Annotated in this window: 20 protein-coding genes and 1 pseudogene; 9 read left to right on the plus strand and 12 right to left on the minus strand. The window is 71.7% G+C overall.

What is annotated here, in order from left to right; genetic code table 11:
- Positions 1 to 41: 41 nt before the first annotated feature.
- Positions 42 to 512: a nuclear transport factor 2 family protein gene (locus ACQEV8_RS07200; protein ID WP_432958299.1), complete on the plus strand. Its 471-nt coding sequence runs from the start codon at positions 42 to 44 to the stop codon at positions 510 to 512.
- Between the two features lie 69 nt (positions 513 to 581).
- Positions 582 to 2,155: pseudogene (gene lnt / locus ACQEV8_RS07205) on the plus strand (apolipoprotein N-acyltransferase).
- On the opposite strand, the gene ACQEV8_RS07210 reads toward lnt, so the two are convergent.
- Both ACQEV8_RS07210 and ACQEV8_RS07215 read right to left on the minus strand, forming a co-directional pair.
- On the minus strand, positions 2,079 to 2,984 hold the full coding sequence (locus tag ACQEV8_RS07210) for a Gfo/Idh/MocA family protein (RefSeq protein ID WP_432958301.1): 906 nt from the start codon (positions 2,982 to 2,984) through the stop codon (positions 2,079 to 2,081). The pseudogene lnt and the gene ACQEV8_RS07210 overlap by 77 nt on opposite strands.
- Before the next feature lie 12 nt (positions 2,985 to 2,996).
- The gene (locus tag ACQEV8_RS07215; protein WP_432958303.1) at positions 2,997 to 4,181 is read right to left on the minus strand and encodes an FAD-dependent monooxygenase; all 1,185 of its coding nucleotides are present in this window, start codon (positions 4,179 to 4,181) and stop codon (positions 2,997 to 2,999) included.
- Positions 4,182 to 4,267: 86 nt separating this feature from the next.
- Between ACQEV8_RS07215 and ACQEV8_RS07220 the strand changes: the two genes are divergently transcribed.
- The 3 genes from ACQEV8_RS07220 to ACQEV8_RS07230 all read left to right on the plus strand — a co-directional run bounded on the left by ACQEV8_RS07220 (position 4,268) and on the right by ACQEV8_RS07230 (position 6,032).
- The gene (locus tag ACQEV8_RS07220; protein ID WP_432958304.1) at positions 4,268 to 4,858 is read left to right on the plus strand and encodes a TetR/AcrR family transcriptional regulator; all 591 of its coding nucleotides are present in this window, start codon (positions 4,268 to 4,270) and stop codon (positions 4,856 to 4,858) included.
- Positions 4,859 to 4,900: 42 nt separating this feature from the next.
- Positions 4,901 to 5,413 (plus strand): DinB family protein, encoded by a 513-nt coding sequence (locus ACQEV8_RS07225; RefSeq protein WP_432958306.1) that lies wholly within the window; start codon positions 4,901 to 4,903, stop codon positions 5,411 to 5,413.
- A gap of 112 nt (positions 5,414 to 5,525) precedes the next feature.
- A complete protein-coding gene (locus ACQEV8_RS07230; protein WP_432958308.1) occupies positions 5,526 to 6,032 on the plus strand; it encodes a hypothetical protein in 507 nt (168 codons plus the stop codon).
- A 9-nt stretch (positions 6,033 to 6,041) separates the two neighbouring features.
- Here the strand turns inward: ACQEV8_RS07230 and ACQEV8_RS07235 are convergent, their stop codons facing one another.
- The 5 genes from ACQEV8_RS07235 to fabG form a co-directional block, all read right to left on the minus strand.
- Positions 6,042 to 6,542, minus strand: a complete 501-nt coding sequence (locus ACQEV8_RS07235) for a hypothetical protein (RefSeq protein WP_432958309.1) — start codon at positions 6,540 to 6,542, stop codon at positions 6,042 to 6,044.
- A 129-nt stretch (positions 6,543 to 6,671) separates the two neighbouring features.
- Positions 6,672 to 7,355 carry a uracil-DNA glycosylase gene (ung, locus tag ACQEV8_RS07240; protein WP_432958311.1) on the minus strand — a complete coding sequence of 228 codons (684 nt, stop codon included), beginning with the start codon at positions 7,353 to 7,355 and terminating at the stop codon, positions 6,672 to 6,674.
- A 91-nt stretch (positions 7,356 to 7,446) separates the two neighbouring features.
- Positions 7,447 to 9,033 carry an ABC transporter substrate-binding protein gene (locus tag ACQEV8_RS07245; protein WP_432958313.1) on the minus strand — a complete coding sequence of 529 codons (1,587 nt, stop codon included), beginning with the start codon at positions 9,031 to 9,033 and terminating at the stop codon, positions 7,447 to 7,449.
- A gap of 199 nt (positions 9,034 to 9,232) precedes the next feature.
- Entirely contained in the window at positions 9,233 to 9,991 is a 759-nt protein-coding gene (locus ACQEV8_RS07250; protein ID WP_432958315.1) for an SDR family oxidoreductase, read from the minus strand.
- 12 nt (positions 9,992 to 10,003) lie between these two features.
- Positions 10,004 to 10,765 carry a 3-oxoacyl-ACP reductase FabG gene (gene fabG, locus ACQEV8_RS07255; protein ID WP_432958317.1) on the minus strand — a complete coding sequence of 254 codons (762 nt, stop codon included), beginning with the start codon at positions 10,763 to 10,765 and terminating at the stop codon, positions 10,004 to 10,006.
- Between the two features lie 229 nt (positions 10,766 to 10,994).
- Here fabG and ACQEV8_RS07260 point away from each other — a divergent pair, with 229 nt between their 5' ends.
- The gene (locus ACQEV8_RS07260) at positions 10,995 to 11,417 is read left to right on the plus strand and encodes an excalibur calcium-binding protein (RefSeq protein WP_432958318.1); all 423 of its coding nucleotides are present in this window, start codon (positions 10,995 to 10,997) and stop codon (positions 11,415 to 11,417) included.
- Between the two features lie 24 nt (positions 11,418 to 11,441).
- On the opposite strand, the gene ACQEV8_RS07265 is transcribed toward ACQEV8_RS07260, so the two are convergent.
- Both ACQEV8_RS07265 and ACQEV8_RS07270 read right to left on the minus strand, forming a co-directional pair.
- Positions 11,442 to 11,855 carry a DUF3037 domain-containing protein gene (locus tag ACQEV8_RS07265; RefSeq protein WP_432958320.1) on the minus strand — a complete coding sequence of 138 codons (414 nt, stop codon included), beginning with the start codon at positions 11,853 to 11,855 and terminating at the stop codon, positions 11,442 to 11,444.
- Positions 11,852 to 12,607 carry a HipA family kinase gene (locus tag ACQEV8_RS07270; RefSeq protein WP_432958322.1) on the minus strand — a complete coding sequence of 252 codons (756 nt, stop codon included), beginning with the start codon at positions 12,605 to 12,607 and terminating at the stop codon, positions 11,852 to 11,854. Before ACQEV8_RS07270 ends, ACQEV8_RS07265 begins: the two co-directional genes overlap by 4 nt.
- 196 nt (positions 12,608 to 12,803) lie before the next feature.
- On the opposite strand from ACQEV8_RS07270, the gene ACQEV8_RS07275 reads away from it, so the two are divergent.
- Positions 12,804 to 13,241 (plus strand): Rieske (2Fe-2S) protein, encoded by a 438-nt coding sequence (locus tag ACQEV8_RS07275; RefSeq protein WP_432958323.1) that lies wholly within the window; start codon positions 12,804 to 12,806, stop codon positions 13,239 to 13,241.
- Here ACQEV8_RS07275 and ACQEV8_RS07280 read toward each other — a convergent pair.
- A complete protein-coding gene (locus ACQEV8_RS07280) occupies positions 13,228 to 13,878 on the minus strand; it encodes a cysteine hydrolase (RefSeq protein WP_432958325.1) in 651 nt (216 codons plus the stop codon). The genes ACQEV8_RS07275 and ACQEV8_RS07280 overlap by 14 nt on opposite strands.
- A 136-nt stretch (positions 13,879 to 14,014) precedes the next feature.
- Here ACQEV8_RS07280 and ACQEV8_RS07285 point away from each other — a divergent pair, with 136 nt between their 5' ends.
- Positions 14,015 to 14,485, plus strand: a complete 471-nt coding sequence (locus ACQEV8_RS07285; protein WP_432958327.1) for a pyridoxamine 5'-phosphate oxidase family protein — start codon at positions 14,015 to 14,017, stop codon at positions 14,483 to 14,485.
- A 26-nt stretch (positions 14,486 to 14,511) separates the two neighbouring features.
- Here ACQEV8_RS07285 and ACQEV8_RS07290 read toward each other — a convergent pair whose 3' ends face one another.
- Positions 14,512 to 15,414, minus strand: coding sequence for a LysR family transcriptional regulator (locus ACQEV8_RS07290; RefSeq protein WP_432958329.1), 903 nt, complete (start codon positions 15,412 to 15,414; stop codon positions 14,512 to 14,514).
- A 75-nt stretch (positions 15,415 to 15,489) separates the two neighbouring features.
- On the opposite strand from ACQEV8_RS07290, the gene ACQEV8_RS07295 reads away from it, so the two are divergent.
- Complete coding sequence (locus ACQEV8_RS07295) at positions 15,490 to 16,446, plus strand: DMT family transporter (RefSeq protein WP_432958331.1); 957 nt, start codon at positions 15,490 to 15,492, stop codon at positions 16,444 to 16,446.
- Here ACQEV8_RS07295 and ACQEV8_RS07300 read toward each other — a convergent pair.
- Positions 16,437 to 17,798 carry an aminotransferase class I/II-fold pyridoxal phosphate-dependent enzyme gene (locus tag ACQEV8_RS07300; protein WP_432958333.1) on the minus strand — a complete coding sequence of 454 codons (1,362 nt, stop codon included), beginning with the start codon at positions 17,796 to 17,798 and terminating at the stop codon, positions 16,437 to 16,439. The two genes, ACQEV8_RS07295 and ACQEV8_RS07300, sit on opposite strands and share 10 nt — an antisense overlap.
- Positions 17,799 to 17,823: the final 25 nt, after the last annotated feature.

Genomic DNA, 17,823 nt, shown 5'->3' on the forward strand with positions numbered 1-17,823 from the left:
CACCCCTTGGCTCCACACCCGGCATGCCCAACACTGAGCCGATGACGCAGCGCGTGGAGCTCGCTACCGTGAGGGACCGGCTGGCCGTCGACGAACTGATCACCGACTACGCGGTGGCGGTCGACGACGGCGACTGGAATGCGTACCGGGGCCTGTTCGCCCCGGACGGGCGGGCGGACTACCGCTCGGCCGGCGGCATCGAGGGAGAGGCCGCGGCGGTCGCATCCTGGCTCGCCGAGAGCACGCGGCTGTTCACCATGCGGCAGCACCTGATCGTCAACCGGCGGGTGCGCTTCGGAATCTGGGAACAGGACACCGGCGACACGGCCCAGGTCCAGGCCGACTACGTCAACCCCATGGCCACCGGGGGCCCGGCACCCGACTTCGTGTGCGGCGGCCGGTACGCCTTCGCACTGCTGCGCACGGACGACGGCTGGAGGCTGAGCGCGGTGGTCGTCCAGGAGAAGTGGCGGCGCCTTCCCGAGCGGCAGAAGACACCTGTGATCAACTGACGCGGCGTCCGCTGTCCTAGATCGTCCGCAGGGCGCACACTGGAGGCACCCGCGGGGTAGGAGGCGCCTATGAAGACGCTCGGCCACTGGCTCGCCCGCCCCTGGTGGCGCTCGGCCGCCGCCGTGATCGCGGGCGCCCTTCCCGTACTCGCCTACCCCGCCCCGTCCCTGTGGTGGTGCGCTTACGTCGCCCTCGTCCCCTGGCTCCTGCTGCTGCGCACCGCGCCCACCGGCAAGCGTGCGGCGTACGACGGCTGGTGCGGCGGCTTCGGCCTCATGCTGGCCATGCACCACTGGCTGCTGCCCTTCCTGCACGTCTTCACGTTCGTCCTCGCCGCGCTGCTCGGCGCCCTGTGGGCCCTGTGGGGCTGGCTGGTGCACCGGCTGCTGGCAGGCGCCACCTCGCGGCGGCGGATCGCGGCCGCGCTCCTCGTCCTGCCGTCCGGCTGGCTCGCCATCGAGCTGATCCGCTCCTGGCAGGGCCTCGGCGGCCCCTGGGGCATGCTCGGCTCCAGCCAGTGGCAGGTCGAACCGGCGCTGCGGCTCGCCTCGGTCGGCGGCGTATGGCTGCTGAGCTTCCTGGTCGTCGCCGTCAACGTCGCCGTCGCCGTCCTGCTGGCGGTGCGCCGGGCCCGGGTGCCCGCCGTGGCCGGTCTCGTCGCGACGGCCGCCGCCACCTCCGCGGCCTGGGCATTCTCGCCCCGCCCGGACGTCGACGGCCAGGTCAGGATCGCCGTGGTCCAGCCGGGTGTCATCGACGGCGGCAAGAGCGCGGACCACCGCTTCGACCGGGAGGAACAGCTCACCCGCCGGCTCGCCGGGCAGGACCTCGACCTCATCGTCTGGGGCGAGAGCAGCGTCGGCTTCGACCTCGGGGACCGGCCCGACCTCGCCCGGCGGCTCGCGGCGCTGTCCCGCGCGACGGACGCCGGCATCCTGGTCAACGTGGACGCCCAGCGCTCCGACAAGCCCGGCATCTACAAGAGCTCGATCCTGGTCGGTCCGGACGGCCTGACCGGTGAGCGCTACGACAAGATGCGGCTCGTGCCGTTCGGCGAGTACGTCCCGGCCCGCTCCCTGCTCGGCTGGGCCACCTCCGTCGGCAAGGCGGCGGGCGAGGACCGCAGGCGCGGCTCCCAGCCGGTCGTGATGAACGTGGGGAACGGACTGCGCGCCGGCCCGATGGTGTGCTTCGAGACCGCCTTCCCCGACATGACCCGCCATCTCACCCGGGAAGGCGCCGACGTGCTGGTCGGCCAGTCGTCGACGTCCACGTTCCAGCAGAGCTGGGCGCCCGAACAGCACGCCTCACTGGCCGCGCTGCGGGCCGCCGAGACCGGCCGTCCGATGATCCACGCGACGCTGACGGGTGTTTCGGCCGTCTACGGCCCAAGCGGACAGCGGATCGGACCGTGGCTGGGGACGGACGCCTCCGCGGCGCGGGTCTACCAGGCCCCCTCGCCCACGGCACGACGCCCTACGTCCGCCTCGGCGACTGGACGGTGCACGCGGCGATGCTGATCCTCGCGGCCTGGGCCGCCGGCGAGGGAGCACGGGCCCTGCGACTCAGGCGGTCCGCTCCTGAACCGCGCGTACGACCCGCTCGCACAGCTCATGAGTCTCCAGCGCGTCCCGGGCGCTGAGCACCTTCCCCGCACGGACCGCGTCCAGGAACGCCAGCACCGCCTGCTCGATCCCGCGTTGCCGGGCCACCGGCACCCAGTCCCCGCGCCGCCGGACGGTCGGCTGCCCCTTGTGGTCGACCACCTCGGCGAGGTTGATCACCTGCCGCTTGGTGTCCTGCCCGGACACCTCGAGGATCTCCTCGGCCGAACCGCTGAGCCGGTTCATCACGCCCAGCGCCGTGAAGCCGTCCCCGGCGAGCTGGAGCACCAGGTGGTGCAGCAGACCGTCCCGGACGCGGGCTCGCACGGTCACGTCGTCGACCTCGCCGGGCGCCAGGAACCGCAGGGTGTCGACGACGTGGATGAAGTCGTCGAGGATCATCGCGCGCGGCTCCTCCGGCAGCCCGATCCGGTTCTTCTGCATCACGATCAGCTCGCGCGGATGGTCGGCGCACTGCGCGTAGCCGGGGGCGTAGCGCCGGTTGAAGCCGACGGCGAGGCTCACGTCCCGCTCCTCGGCGAGCGCCACCAGCCGCGCGGAGTCGTCGAGTTCGTAGGCGAGCGGCTTGTCGACGTACGTCGGTACGCCCGCTTCCAGCAGCCGCGTCACGATCTCCGGGTGCACGAGCGTCGGGGCGTGCACGAAGGCGGCGTCGAGGCCTTGGTCCAGGAAGGAGTCGAGGGTGGTGTGCCGCCGCTCCCGCGGGACGTGGAGACCCTCGGCGACCCGGTCGAGCGTGGCGGGCGTACGGGTCTGCAGGTGCAGTTCGACCCCGGGCCGGAAAGCGAGGACCGGGAGGTAGGCCTTCTGCGCGATGTCGCCGAGTCCGATGCAGCCGACCTTCACGGGGGTTCTCCTCTAACGGTTGCCTGCCGGGGCCTGCTCGGAAGCATACGGCGGCTGTGGGGGCCGCCAGTCGGCGATGCCGTCGAAGCCGCGCAGGAACAGGGCGGGCCCGGCCTTCGACAGCGCGGCCACGGCCGTGTCGCGTACGGCGGTCCCGGCGCGGCTGGTCATGAGGTTGAGACGGGCCACCTTCACGGCCTTCCGTGCGACGGCGGTCGTACGGGGCAGCCGGGCCGCGGTGTAGGCGGGGAGGCCGTCGCAGTGGTGGGCGAGGACGACCGCGTCCTCGATGGCCTGATTGCCGCCCTGGCCGAGCGTCGGGGGCATGGCGTGCGCGGCGTCGCCGACGAGGGCGACCCGGCCGTGATGGTAGGCGGGCAGGGGTTCGGCGATGTGGTGGACGTCGTGGCGCAGGACGTCCTCGGGGCGGGCGGCGGCGAGCACGGCGGGGATCGGGTCGTGCCAGTCGCCGAAGCGGCGCAGCAGCTCGGTCCTCTCGTCGTCGGCCGCGTGTCCGCCGGCGGGTGTCACGGCGGCGGCGTAGGCGTAGACGCGCCCGTCCTTGAGTGGGTGCGTGCCCCAGATGCGGCCCCTCCCCCATGTCTCGTGCGAGGCGAACTCGGCACCGGGGAGGGAGATCACGACCCGCCAGGTGGTGAACCCCGAGTACACGGTCCCCGGGTGGCCGGGAAAGAGCGCCCGGCGTACGGCGGACCGGACTCCGTCGGCGCCCACCACCAGGTCGGCCTCCAGCTCGCCGTCAGCGGTGGTGACCCGGGCGGGCCGGTCGGTGTCGCCGCTGTCGGCGAGGGTCGCGGCGGCGTCCGTGCGCACGGCGTCCGGCGGGAGCTGTGCTGCCAGTCGCTCGACGAGGGTGGCGCGGTGCAGCAGCACGAGCGGGCCGCCGAAGCGCTCGGCGGCGGCGTCGGCGGAGGAGCGCGAGAGCCACCGCCCGGACGGTGTGCGCACTCCGCCGTCCCCCGCCCAGGCGGCGAGGCCGCGGATCTCGTCACCGAGGCCGATGACGTCAAGGGCGCGCAGGGAGTTGGGAGCGAGGGAGATGGCGGCGCCGACCGGCTCCAGCGAGCGGGCGCGCTCCAGCACCGTGACACGCCAGCCGCGCCGGTGCAGGGCGGCCGCCGCGGTCAGACCTCCGATACCGCCGCCGATCACGACCGCCCGTCTCGACTGTGCCATGGCTCCTCCTCGAAACCGCGTCAACTACACCTGTAGTTCGCGTTCGACCTTACTACGGCTGTAGTGAAACGGGTAGCGTGAGCCCCATGTCCGTACGCACCGCCGGCCCCTCCCGCGCCGACCTCGTCGCCGACACCGCCCTCGTCCTGCTCGCCGAGCGCGGGATGCGGGGCCTCACGCACCGGGCGGTCGACGAGGCGGCCGGACTCCCCCAGGGCTCCACGTCGAATCTCGCGCGGAGCCGGCAGGCCCTGCTCGAACTGGCGGTGCGGCGCCTGGCCGACCGCGAGGCCCGGGTGCTGGTCCTGCACGAGATGCCGGACCCGCGCTCCGGGGCCGACTCCCTGGCGAACGCCCTGGCCCTGGCGACGCACCGCGCCCTGACGAGCAACCGGGCCCTCACGCTCGCCCGCTACGAACTGGCCCTGGAGGCGACCCGCCGCCCCGAGCTGCGGGCGTACTTCGACGCGACGGGCGCCCGCTTCAGGGACCAGCTCACCGCCCTGGTCACGGGTATGGGTTCGACGGACCCGGCCCGGCACACGCTGTCACTGATCGCCTGGGCGGACGGGCTGATGTTCAGCTGCGTCGCGGGGTCGTTCGGTTCTGGGACGCCGAGTCTGGAGGAGGTGCGGGCTGGGCTGCGCGAGCTGCTCGCGGGGATGCTCGGCGGCTGAAAACCCCTGGGCAGTCCGGGCGAGTTGGGAAAGGATGCGGACATGACCACCGAGCGCACCGAACCCGCCACCGACGCCGCCGAACGCACCATGCTGGAAGGCTGGCTCGACTACCACCGGCAGACCCTCGCCTGGAAATGCGAGGGCCTGAGCGACGAGCAGCTCAGGACAGCCTCGGTGGAGCCCTCCGAACTGTCCCTGATGGGGCTGGTGCGGCACATGGCGGAGGTGGAGCGGGGCTGGTTCCGCGAGGTACTGACGAACGAGGACGCGCCGCCGATCTACTTCAGCGACGAGGACCGGGACGGCGAGTTCCATCTGACGGATGCGGACACGTACCAGGAGGCGTATGCCACCTGGCAGGCCGAGATCGAGACCGCCCGGCGCAACGCAGCCCGCTTCGCCCTGGACGACCTCTCCGAGGGCAAACACCGCCGCACCGGCGAGCAGTTCAATCTGCGCTGGCTCTACACCCACATGATCGAGGAGTACGCGCGCCACAACGGCCACGCCGACCTGATCCGCGAGCGCCTCGACGGCTCGACCGGCGACTGACGTCACCCACGACCCACCGGCGCCCTCCGTACGGGGCGGGACATCACCCGTGCGGGGCATCCTCCGCCCGTCCGCTGTCCCACCGGGCGCCGGACGCACCAGAGTTACGCGGGTGCATCGAACGACGACCACAGCGACGCTCCTGGTGACCGTGGCGGTCTCGGCCCTCTCCGGCTGTGTGAAGGTCCAGGATCCTCCCGTTCCCGGGCCGCCGGCGACACCGTCCCGGCCATCTGCGCCCCGGCCGGAGGAGCAGGTCGTGCAGGCACCGGCCCGGGAGGCCCTGGAACTCATCGAAGGGTCCCGCCGCCCGACGCCGGCCGCGTCCACGTCCCGGCCGGCCACACGTCCGGCGGCCACACCGGAGCAGGGGCAGCCGCCGTCCGGCACACGCGACGCCCGCCCGCATCCCGCCCGCCCGGAACGCCAGGCACCGGCCCCGCGCGGCCGCCCACAGCGGCCACCGGGCGGCCTGCCCGACATCTCGGAGTCGGTACGGCAGGACGTCCACAAGAACGTCCCGAAGAACGCGGACGTGTGCGCGCTGGGCACGCGCTACGGAGGGTGGCGGCCGGACAGCCCCGAGGCGACGATCTGCCGCGACACGTACCGGCGTTGACCGACTCCCTCAGGGCCGCTGGCGCGGCGGCGTCCACGTGCCTCCGCCGCCTTCTCCCAGTCGGGACTCCAGCCGCTCGATGGCGGCCCACACGCCGTCTCCGTAGCTGTCGTCGGCAAGGGCGGCGGCCGTTCCCCTGGCCCGGTGCAGATGCGCGCGGGCAGCGTCGTGCCGGCCGAGCCTGAGGTAGTCGTCGGCCAGATTCAGGTGCAGGGAGGGGTAGAACGCACGCACCGCCGCGCCCGAGGGGAGCCCGTCCCCGTCGGTCTCCTCCGCCGCCGTCAACGCGCGCAGGTCCCAGGCCAGTTCGTCCCCGGGGTCGTCCTGTGTGTCGGCCAGGTAGTGGGCGAGAGTGCAGCGGTGCAGGGGGTCGCCGTGCTCCCCGATCTGGGCCCAGAGGTCCAGGAACCGGTGCCGGGCCTCCTCGCGGTCTCCCGCGTGGTGCAGCATGACGAGCTGCCCGATCCGCGTCAGCACGGTGTCCGGCGCCGTCTGCTCCTGTCGGTCCATCGCCACGCCCTCCGCGCACTCGCCGGCTGATCGTCCGACGCTAACCGGAGAGGGAGGCGATCCGGCTCAGGCCGCTCCGTACGCGCGGAGCCTTCCGGAAGGGAAGACTCCGCCGTCGGCCGCCCGTCCTCAGCCCAGGTTCGGAATCGTCCAGTCGATCGGCTCGTGCCCCTGCGCCGCCACCGCCGCGTCGATCTGCGTGAACGGACGCGACCCGAAGAACTTCTTCGCGGACAGCGGCGACGGGTGCGCGCCCTTGACCACCACATGCCGCGACTCGTCGATCAGCGGGAGCTTCTTCTGCGCGTAGTTCCCCCACAGCACGAACACCGCCGGGTCGGGCCGCCCGGCGACCGCGCGGATCACGGCGTCGGTGAACCTCTCCCAGCCCCGGCCCTTGTGCGAGTTGGCTTCGCCGCCCCGGACCGTGAGCACCGCGTTGAGCAGCAGGACGCCCTGCTCGGCCCACGGCATCAGATAGCCGTTGTCCGGGATCGGCGCGCCCAGCTCCTCGTGCATCTCCTTGTAGATGTTCCGCAGGGACGGCGGGATCCGCACACCGGGCCGGACCGAGAAGCACAGCCCGTGCCCCTGGCCCTCGCCGTGGTACGGGTCCTGACCGAGGATCAGGACCTTCACCTTCTCGTACGGCGTGGCGTCCAGCGCGGCGAAGACCTCCTCGCGCGGCGGATGCACGGGACCCTTCGCCCGCTCCTCCTCGACGAACTCCGTCAGCTCCTTGAAGTAGGGCTGCTGCAGTTCGTCGCCCAGAACCCCGCGCCAGGACTGGGGCAGCATGGCGGTGTCGGTCACGTCAACGTCCTCACGATGTGCGGTCACTTCCAGGCGCAGAACCTACAGGCGACCACTGACAACGTGCCCGGGAAGCCCGGTGCCGACCCGCCTACCAGGCGGTCTTACGGTGCAGCTCCCACAGCATCATGATCGTCGACGGATCAAGGGCCCGCTCCGCGCCCGAGACGTCCCGGCTGGCGGCCACGTACTGCCTGCCCTGCCACAGCGGCAGCAGTCGCGCGTCGTCCACCAGGATCCGCTGGGCCTCCTCGAACTCCTTCTCCACGTTCGCGCGGTCGCTCTCGCGGCGCGAGCGGGGCAGCAGGTCGCCGGTGATCTCGGGGGCCGGGTAGGGCGTGCCGAGGGCGTTCTGCTCGCCGACGAACGGCGCGATGAAGTTCTCGGCGTCCGGGAAGTCGGGGAACCAGCCACGCCCGAACACCGGGTACTCGCCCTTCTGGTAGCCCTCGACGTACGTCTTCCAGGGGCGGCTCTTCAGATTGATCGTGAAGAGGCCGGAGTCCTCGAGCTGGCGCTTCAGCTCCTTGAACTCCTCGGCGGTCTCGGAGCCGTAGCGGTCGCTCGTGTACCAGAGGGTGAGCGGGACCCGCTGCTTGATGCCCGCGTCGCCGAGGATCTCGCGGGCCTTGTCGACGTCGGGGTCGCCGTAGTCGTCGAAGAAGCCGGTGGTGTGGCCCGTGAGCCCCTTGGGGACCATGGAGTACAGCGGGTCGACGGTGTCCTTGTAGACCTTGTGGGCGATCGCCGCCCGGTCGATGACCTGCGCGATGGCCTGGCGCACGGGCTTGCGCTTGGCCCAGGAGTCCTTCGGGTTGAACACCAGGTAGTTGATGTCCGTGCCGGTGCCCTCGACGAGCTGGATCTCCTCCTCATTGGAGGACTTGCTCTGGAGGTCGACGACGTCGCCGGCGGCCAGACCGCGGTAGGTCACGTCGATCTGCTCGCCTCGCAGGGCCTTGACCATGGCGCCGGAGTCCTGGAAGTAGCGGATGGTCACCGCGTCGTTCCGGCGCTCCGCGTAGCCCTTGTAGCCGTCGTTGCGGACGAGGACGGCTTCCTTGCCGTCGTCGTAGGAGTCGAGCGTGTACGGCCCGGATCCGACGGCGTCGTTCTCCTCGCGCAGGGAGCTCTCCGGGTAGGCCTGCGGGGAGACGATCGACATGGCGGGGGTGGCGAGCACGAACGGGAAGGTGGCGTCGGGCTTGTTGAGGTGGAAGATCACCTCACGCTCGTTCGGCGCCTGGACCCGCTCGAGGCTGCCCAGCAGACCGGCGGGGCCGCCGTTGACGTTGATCTTGCGGATCCGGTCGAAGGAGTACTTGACCGCCTGCGCGTCGAGCGCGTCGCCGTTGGAGAACTTCAGGCCCTCGCGCAGTTCGCAGCGGTACACCTGGTTCGAGGAATCGCTGAAGCCGCACTGCTCGGCGGCGTCCGGCTGGGGCTCGCTGGCGCCCGTCGGGTAGCTCAGCAGCGTCTGGTAGATGTTGCGGAACAGCTCCCAGGAGCTGTCCCACGACGCCGCGGGATCGAGCGTGCTGGGCGCGCTGGTGGTGCCCACGACGATCGGCCCCTCGTCCTCCGGGGTGTCGGACGACAACACGCCACACCCGGCGAGAAGGGACGATATGGACGCGATGGCCGCCACCTGCCGCAGGCATCGGTTCCGGTTGAACACGCGCACGCTCCTCGATCTGCCATACCAAGGGTCGGCAGACCATACCGCAGTGCCCGGCCGGCTGACCCTCCCCGGTACATGACTCCTTGATCGATAAACCTTTGACGACGTTGTCATCGCCCTTTGCAAGGGCTTTACGTCGGAACGGGCGCCCCTGATCATCCAGGAGCGCCCGTGCCGAGCCGCGTACGCGCGTGCGTCAGCCCGTGCCGGCGTTGAGGAAGATGCCGCCGTCCACGACGAGCGTCTGGCCGGTGACCCAGTCGGACTGCCCGGAGGTGAGGAACGCGGCCGCGCCGCCGATGTCGGAGGGCACGCCGAGCCTGCCGAGCGGGTAGGCCGCGGCGGCCTCCTCCTCCCGGCCCTCGTACAGGGCCTGGGCGAACTTGGTCTTCACGACGGCCGGGGCGATCGCGTTGACCCGCACCTTGGGCGCGTACTCGTGCGCGAGCTGCACCGTCAGGTTGATCATCGCCGCCTTGCTGATGCCGTACGCGCCGATGAACGGCGAGGGCGAGAGGCCGGCGACCGAGGCGATGTTGACGATGGCGCCGCCGTTGTCCTTCTGCCAGGCGTGCCAGGTCTTCTGGGCGAAGCCGAGCGCGGAGACCACGTTGGTCTCGAAGACCTTGCGCGCCACGTTCAGGTCGAGGTCGGCGATCGGCCCGAACACCGGGTTCGTACCGGCGTTGTTGACCAGGAAGTCGACGCGGCCGAAGGCCTCCATCGTGCGCTCGACGGCGACGGCCTGGTGGGCCTCGTCGTGCGCCTTGCCCGCGACGTAGATCGCGCGGTCGGCGCCGAGCTGCTCGACGGCCTCCTTGAGGGAGTCCTCGTTGCGGCCGGTGACGCACACACGGTCGCCGCGCGCGACGAGCGCCTCGGCGACGCCGTAGCCGATGCCGCGGCTGCCGCCCGTGACGAGGGCGACCTTGCCGGAGATTTCCACGGAAGTCATGTCTGTCGTCCTCTAGTCGAGCGGTCCGCCGGCCACGTACAGCACCTGGCCGGATACGAATCCGGCCGCCTCGCCCGTGAAGAAGGCGATGGCGTTGGCGATGTCCTCCGGCTCACCCACCCGGGCGACCGGGATCTGGGTGGCGGCGGCGGCCTTGAAGTCCTCGAAGCCCATGCCGACGCGGTCGGCGGTGGCCTTGGTCATCTCGGTCGCGATGAAGCCGGGGGCGACGGCGTTGGCGGTCACACCGAACTTGCCGAGCTCCTTGGCGAGGGTCTTGGTGAAGCCCTGCAGACCCGCCTTGGCCGCGGAGTAGTTCACCTGGCCGCGGTTGCCCAGCGCCGAGGACGACGAGAGGTTGACGATCCGGCCGAACCCCGCGTCCACCATGTGCTTCTGACAAGCCTTGGACATCAGGAAGGCGCCGCGCAGGTGCACGTTCATGACGGTGTCCCACTCGGAGACGCTCATCTTGAACAGCAGGTTGTCGCGCAGCACGCCCGCGTTGTTGACCAGGATCGTCGGCGCGCCGAGCTCCTCGGCGACCCGGGCGATCGCGGCCTCGACCTGCGCCTCGTCGGAGACGTCGGCGCCGACCGCGATGGCCTTGCCGCCCGCCGCGGTGATCTTCTCGACGGTGTCCTTGCAGGCGGCCTCGTCGAGGTCGATCACGGCGACCGCGCGACCCTCGGCGGCCAGCCGTACGGCGGTGGCGGCACCGATACCGCGCGCGGCGCCGGTGACTACGGCGACCCGCTGCTCAGTGGTGGACATGACTGCTTCTCCTCAGGTGAGCGACCGCTTAGTACCTTCAGTGGGTGTGACGCTAGAAGCCCTGGCACGCGGTGTCAACGGCCACGGCGTGTGTGTGATCCATTACCCGCTCCGCTCGCGCCGACGGCACGCCTCCGAACACCCGATCGGCCTACCGCCCCGCGCCGCCGCGGCCCTCGGACCCTAGCGTCGAAGCCCGAGCCACTCGTGGCCGGAAGGGAGGCGCTCCATGCGCCGTCGCACCAGCGCCCTGGGCACACTGTTCGCCATCGCCGCGATCGTGCCATGGGCCGGACCCGCTCACGCCCGACAAGACCTGGACTGCCGCGACTTCTCCTTCCAGGAGGACGCTCAGGCCGTCTTCGACGCGGATCCGAGCGATCCCAACAGACTCGACGAGGACCAGGGCCCGGACGACGGCATCGCGTGTGAGGTCCTGCCCCGCCGTGGTGTCATCTCCCCCATCACCTCCGCCACCCCGTCCGCTCCCGTCACCACCACGCCCACCACCGCCCCGTCCCGAGGCGTACGAGGCGGAATCGGGGGCGCGGTGGCCACAGGGCCGAGCGACTGGGAGCCGGCCATCGGCCTGATTTTCGCGGCGGGCGCCGCGCTCTCGGCCGGCTACCTGGTGAAACGCCGTCGGCGCTGACAGCGCTGCGGGACGGGTGATCCACTATCTCACCAGCAGGTCCAGCAACCGCTCCGTCTCCGCCGCCGGGTCCGTGGTCAGCCCCGTGTGTACGGGCCCGGGCTGGACGATCGTCGAGCGGGGGGCGACGATCCAGCGGAAGCGGCGGCCCGGGTCGTCGCCCGCGGCCTGGCCGGCCGCGGGGCCGCCCGTGCAGATCTTCTCCACGGCCCGCAGCGCGGCCCGGACGCCGGCCACGTCCGCGTAGGGGTCGAGGGCCAGCAGCCGTGCCTCGTCGAGGTGGGTGCGCGCGCCGACGTAGGACTCGGCACGGCAGTAGACGAGAACCCCGGCGTTGATGCACTCGCCGCGCTCGACGCGCGGGACGACGCGCAGGACGGCGTACTCGTAGATCTGGCGGTCCCGTGTTCCGCCCCTGATGATGTGCCGGTCGCTCACTTCGTCCCCTGGATGCGGTCGTGGATGACGGAGGCCCGCGCGAGCAGCGGCCGCGCGTAGGCCTGCCTCAGGTCGTCCGGCGTGTCGAAGCCGGGCTCGTCGGCCAGCCAGGCGCCCGGGATCCGCGCGGTGACCTCGGCGAGCAGTTCCTCGGTGACCTGGGGCGCCAACTCGGCCGCGGCGGCGGCCACATCGGGCGCGAAGGGCGCGAGGGCATGGTCGGAGGCGTCGTAGGGGCGGGCCGCCGAGGCCTGCGCGCCGGGCCAGTTGTGGTGCCAGATCATGGTCGCGCCGTGGTCGACGAGCCACACCTCGCCCCGCCACATCAGCAGGTTGGGGTTGCGCCAGGACCGGTCGACGTTGTTGACCAGCGCGTCGAACCAGACGATCCGCCCGGCCTCCTCGGAGCCCACCCAGAACGCGAGCGGGTCGAAGCCGAGCGCGCCGGAGAGGAAGTCCATGCCGAGGTTGGTGCCGCCGCTGGACCTGAGGAGGTTCTGCACCTCCTGGTCGGGCTCGCCCAGCCCCAGCTCCGGATCGAGCTCGACCGTGACCAGGCCCGGCACCCGCAGTCCCAGCCGGCGGGCGAGCTCCCCGCAGACCACCTCGGCGACGAGCGTCTTGCGGCCCTGTCCCGCGCCGCTGAACTTCAGGACGTACATCCCGTGGTCGTCGGCCTCGACGAGTCCCGGCAGCGAACCGCCCTCGCGCAGCGGCGCGATGAAACGGGTCGCGATCACTTCCTTGAGCATCGTCCCAGGTTACTGACGTGGACGGAGGTACAGGCGACGGCCCCGCGGCGGTGGGCCGGAACCCGACAGCGAACCGACAGCTCCGCTTTACCCACGTCCTTCCACGAACGAGTCAGGATCTCGACATTGTCTGAACAGCCGGTCCTCAAGGGCCGTACCTCTCCGCAGATCACGAATCCCCGGAAGGAACGTCAGCATGACCAGCGAATCAGTTCAGCCGATGTCCGGACCGAGCCGCCGTGCCGTTGTGGCGGCAGCTGGCGCGGCAGGGCTCACCGTCGCGCTGACGGCGTGCGGGTCGGACGACAAGGCATCCGGCTCGTCCACCGAACAGGGCGCAGGCGGTGGTGCGGTGCTCGCGAAGACCTCCGACATTCCGGAGGGCGGCGGCAAGATCTTCAAGGACGAGAAGGTCGTGGTCTCGCAGCCGACCGCGGGCGAGTTCAAGGCCTTCTCGACGGTCTGCACCCACAAGAACTGTCCGATGGTGGACCTCAAGGACGACATCATCTCCTGCACCTGCCACGGCAGCCAGTTCTCCGTCCTCGACGGCAGCGTGAAGCACGAGCCGGCGGTCGAGCCGCTCGAGGCGAAGCAGATCACCGTGAAGGGCGACTCCATCACGCTCGCCTGACCCCACGCGCACGCTTCAGACACGCCGACACCTCGTCCGTGGTCGCGACCGTGGCGACCAAGGCCAGGGTGTGGCGGATCATCGCGGGAGTGTAGTCGGACGGCACCCCCGCGATGGCGTCTGTCGGAACGACGGCGGTGTAGCCGCGGTTCACGGCGTCGAACACGGCGTTGGGCACGGCCACGTTGGCCGATACGCCGGTGACGATCAGCGTGCGGCAGCCGAGGTTGCGCAGCAGCGGGTCGACATCGGTGCCCTGGAGGGGCGACAGCCCGTGCAGGCGGCGTACGACGAGATCCTCCTCGGCGACCTCGATCGGGGCGGCGACCCGCACCGCAGGCGTGCCGGACAGCTGCTGGACGGGCAGGCGCGCGGCCGCCCGGAAGAGGCGGGCGTTGCGGTTGGCGCCGCGGCCGTCGGGACGGCGCTCGGCGACGGCGTGGACGACCTGGACACCGCCTTCGTGGGCCGCGTCCACCAGGCGGGCGACATTGGCGAGCACACCGCCGGAGCGGGCCTCGGCGGCGAGTTCGGGCAGTGCGCTGTCCGCTCCGACGACGCCCTCCTGGCACTCGACGGTGAGCAGCACGGTGGTCCGCGGATCGAGGAGTTCGCTGAGCTCTTCGGACGAGGGCACGGTTCCCCCTGGGCGCCGACGGCGGGTCGGGTGAGCGTAGCCACCGTTGCGTACGGAAGGAAGAGCACTCATTCTTTTCTGACGTGATGTCAGAGGATCTCTCTGACACGACGTGAGAAGAAGAAAGAGGGGGAGCATGACCGTCACGCAGCAGCGCAGGGGCCGGAAGATCATGATGACGCCGGGCGAACTGGACGATTTCCTCACCACGCAGCGCACCTGCCGGGTCGCCACGATCTCGGCCGGCGGCGCTCCGCACGTGAGCACGCTTTGGTTCGCCTGGGACGGCGCCTCGATGTGGCTGTACTCGGTCGTACGCAGCAAGCGGTGGACCGACCTCAGTCGTGACCCCCGGGTGGCGATCGTGGTGGACACCGGCGAGGAGTACGACGAGCTTCGCGGCGCCGAGCTGTCGGGTGCCGTCGAGTTCGTCGGCGAGATCCCGCGCACCGGCGAGCTGCGCGCCGAACTCGACGTCCCGGAGACGCTGTTCGCCCGGAAGAACTTCGGCCTGGAGGAGATGCCGCACGACGGCCGGCACGCCTGGATACGCCTGACACCGCAGAAGATCGTCTCCTGGGACTTCCGCAAGCTCGGGCCCGCCTGAGGAGCTCCGGACCCCGCGCGGAGCGCTCAGGTGACGCTCTCCCCCGCCGCTCGCAGGGCCTTGACCGCCGCCCTGATCGACGGGCGGCGGTCGGCGTCCGCGCGCCAGACGACGTAGACATGCCGCCGGACCCGCTGTCTGACCGGGACGGTCACGACTCCGTCGGGCACCGGCTGGCGGCCGAGCAGCGGGGCGACACACACCCCGAGGCCCGCGGCGACCAGCCCGAGCTGTGTATGGGTCTCGGCTGCGCGATGGCCGACGATCGGCTCGATGCCCTTCGAGCGGAGGGTGAACATCAGCCACTCGTGGCAGAACTCGCCCTCGCCCCAGGTGATCCACTCGTCGTCGGCGAACTCGGCGAGGTCCACCTCGTCACGGCCCGCGAGCCGGTGGTCCACCGGCATGGCGACATCCGCGGGGTCGTCCAGGATCGGCGCCTTGACCAGGCCGTCGGGCAGCGCCATCGGCTTGTTGTACCAGTCGAGCACCACGGCGAGGTCGAGGTCGCCGCGCACGACCGAGGCGATGCCGTGCTCCGGTTCCAGCTCGCAGGAGCGCAGCCGGAGCGCGGGATGCCGCTCGCGCAGCGCGGACAGGGCGAGCGGGAACAGGCCGCGGGCGGCTGTCGGGAACGCCGACAGTCTGAGCTCACCGACGACCTCCCCGCGCTGCGCCTCCAGGTCGGCCCGTGCGAGTTCGACCTGGGACAGGATGCGCGCGGCGTGCTCGGCGAGCAGCCGGCCGGCGTCGGTGAGCCGCACGCCCCGGCCGTTCTTGGCGAGGAGTTGCTGACCGACCTCCCGCTCCAGCTTGGACATCTGCTGCGAGACCGCGGAGGTCGTGATGTGCAGGCCCTCGGCCGCGCCGCTGACCGAACCGTGCCGCGCGAGGGCGTCGAGGGTGCGTAGGCGCTCCAGATTCAACACCTAAGCAACGCTACGCAATATCGGGTGCGAAATCTCGATTGTGCTTCGAGGTTCCGCTCCAGCATCGTGGCTGCCATGACCATCGTCACCACCACGCCCCAGGCCCCCACGGCCTCGCCCGACCGGCCCCGGCGCCGCCTCGACTGGCGTCTCCGCTTCGCCGCGCTGTCCCTGATCTGGGGCTTCAGCTTCCTGCTCATCAAGGTGGGCACGCAGGGGTACGCGCCGTTCCAGGTCACGCTGGGGCGGCTGGCGTTCGGTACCGCGGTACTGGCCGCCGCGATGGCGGTGCGCCGCGAGCGGCTGCCGCGCGGGGCGCGCACCTGGGGGCATCTGACGGTCGCCGCCTTCCTGCTCAACGCCCTGCCGTTCTCGCTGTTCGCGTATGCCGAGCTGACCATCCCGTCCACCCTGGCGGGCATCTGCAACGCCACCTCACCGCTGTGGGGCATGGCGCTGTCCCTGGTCGCCCTGTCGGAGGACCGCCCGACCCGAGTGCGGGTCGCGGGCCTCGGTCTCGGCTTCCTGGGGGTGCTCACGGTGCTGGGCGCCTGGCAGGGCTTCCACGGCCTGGACGCCACCGGCACGGCACTGGCCCTGCTGGCCTCCCTCAGCTACCCGATCGGCTGGATCTACGTCCGCCGCACCCTGGCCGGCACGAGCCACTCACACCTCTCGATGACCGGCGCACAGCTACTGCTGGCGACTGTCCAACTGTCCGTCGTCACCCCGCTGTTCACTACCCTGCCCAGCGCTGTGCCGGTCGTGCCGCTGCTGGCGATCGCCGCCCTGGGCACCCTGGGCACGGGCCTCGCCATGCTCCTCCAGTACGGCCTGGTCGCCGAGGTCGGCCCGACGACCGCCCAGATGGTCACCTACCTCGTCCCCGTCATCGCCACGGCCGCGGGCGTCGCACTGCTCGGCGAGTCCCTCACCTGGTCGACGCCGGTCGGCGCGGCGATCGTACTGACGGGCGCGGCCCTCACACAGGTCCGGCCGAAGCCCCGTGCACAGCCGCAACCTCAGACGTAACTGCGCGACGGGGCCGGGCCGAGCGCCGCGGCGATCGCGTCGGCCAGCTCCTCGATCTCACTCTCCTTCCGGCCCCCGGCCCCGCTGCCGTTCCCGGCGAGCGTCGAGACGGTGACCCGGATGCCGGGCGGTGCGCTCAGGCGGAAGCGGGCGCCCGGCGCGACCGCCCAGCCGGCGTGCTGCAGCCGGGCGACGGCTCCGGTCTCGTCCGGCACGGGCACCCACACGTTCATTCCACTGCGCCCGTGGGCCGCGACACCGCGTCGGCCGAGCGCTTCGATCAGTGCGTCCCGGCGCCGCCCGTACGACGCCGCCACCTCGACCGGGTCCACCGCCCCGTCGGCCCACAGCCGAACGAGGGCTCGCTGCATCAGCCGGCTCACCCAGCCCGGCCCGAGGCGCTGCCGGCCACGGACCCGGTCGACGGTGACGGCGTCCCCGGTGAGCAGGGCGAGGCGCAGATCGGGGCCGTAGGCCTTGGCGGCCGAGCGTACGAAGGCCCAGTGCCGGGTGACGCCGGCGAGGGGGTGGAGGGGGAGGTCGACGATGCCGTGACCGTGGTCGTCCTCGATCAGCAGGGTCTCCGGGTGTTCCCTGAGCACGGCCCGCAAGGCACGCGCACGCGTGGCGCTCACAGCGGCTCCGGTCGGGTTCTGCGCCCGGTCGGTGACGATGAGGGCCCGGGCCCCGGCCTCCAGCGCCCGGCGCACGTCCTCGGCGCACGGCCCGTCGTCGTCGACGCCGACGGGGACGGTCCTGAGCCCGAGCGCCGGCACGAGGTCGAGGGTGCGACCCCAGCCGGGATCCTCGACGGCGACGGTGTCGCCGGGCTTGAGGTGGGCCGCCAGCACGCGTTCGACACCGTCGAGTGCCCCGGAGACCACCGCGAGCGGCCCGTCCGGCACCCCGTCGGCGTCGAGGCCGGCCCGCGCGATCCGGGCCAGCTCCGGCTCCACGGGGGCCTCTCCGTACAGCAGGGGCGCGCGGTCCGCCTCGGCGGCCGCCGCCGCGAACGCGGCACCGAGCGGCGGGAGCAACGCCGGATCCGGATTGCCCGCGGCCACATCACGCACGCCCTCGGGGACGTCCACCCTGATCTGGTCCCGTCCGGTCGTGGCCGGCGCCGGCCGCACCCGGCTGCCGCGCCGGCCCGCGGTCTCGATGACCCCGCGCTCACGCAGGGTCCGGTACGCGGCCGCGACCGTATTGGGATTCACTCCCAGTCGCTCCGCCAACTCCCGCATGGGCGGCAGAAGTTGCCCCGGCTGCAGCTCACCGGTCCCCACCGCCCGCTCGACGCTCGCGGAAATGTCCGCTGCACGGCGCCCGCTGATCCGATACTCTCCTAGCACAAAGCAGATTATGCACTAGTGCAAT

Source organism: Streptomyces sp. CA-179760, assembly GCF_050937045.1.
Lineage (GTDB): Bacteria > Actinomycetota > Actinomycetes > Streptomycetales > Streptomycetaceae > Streptomyces.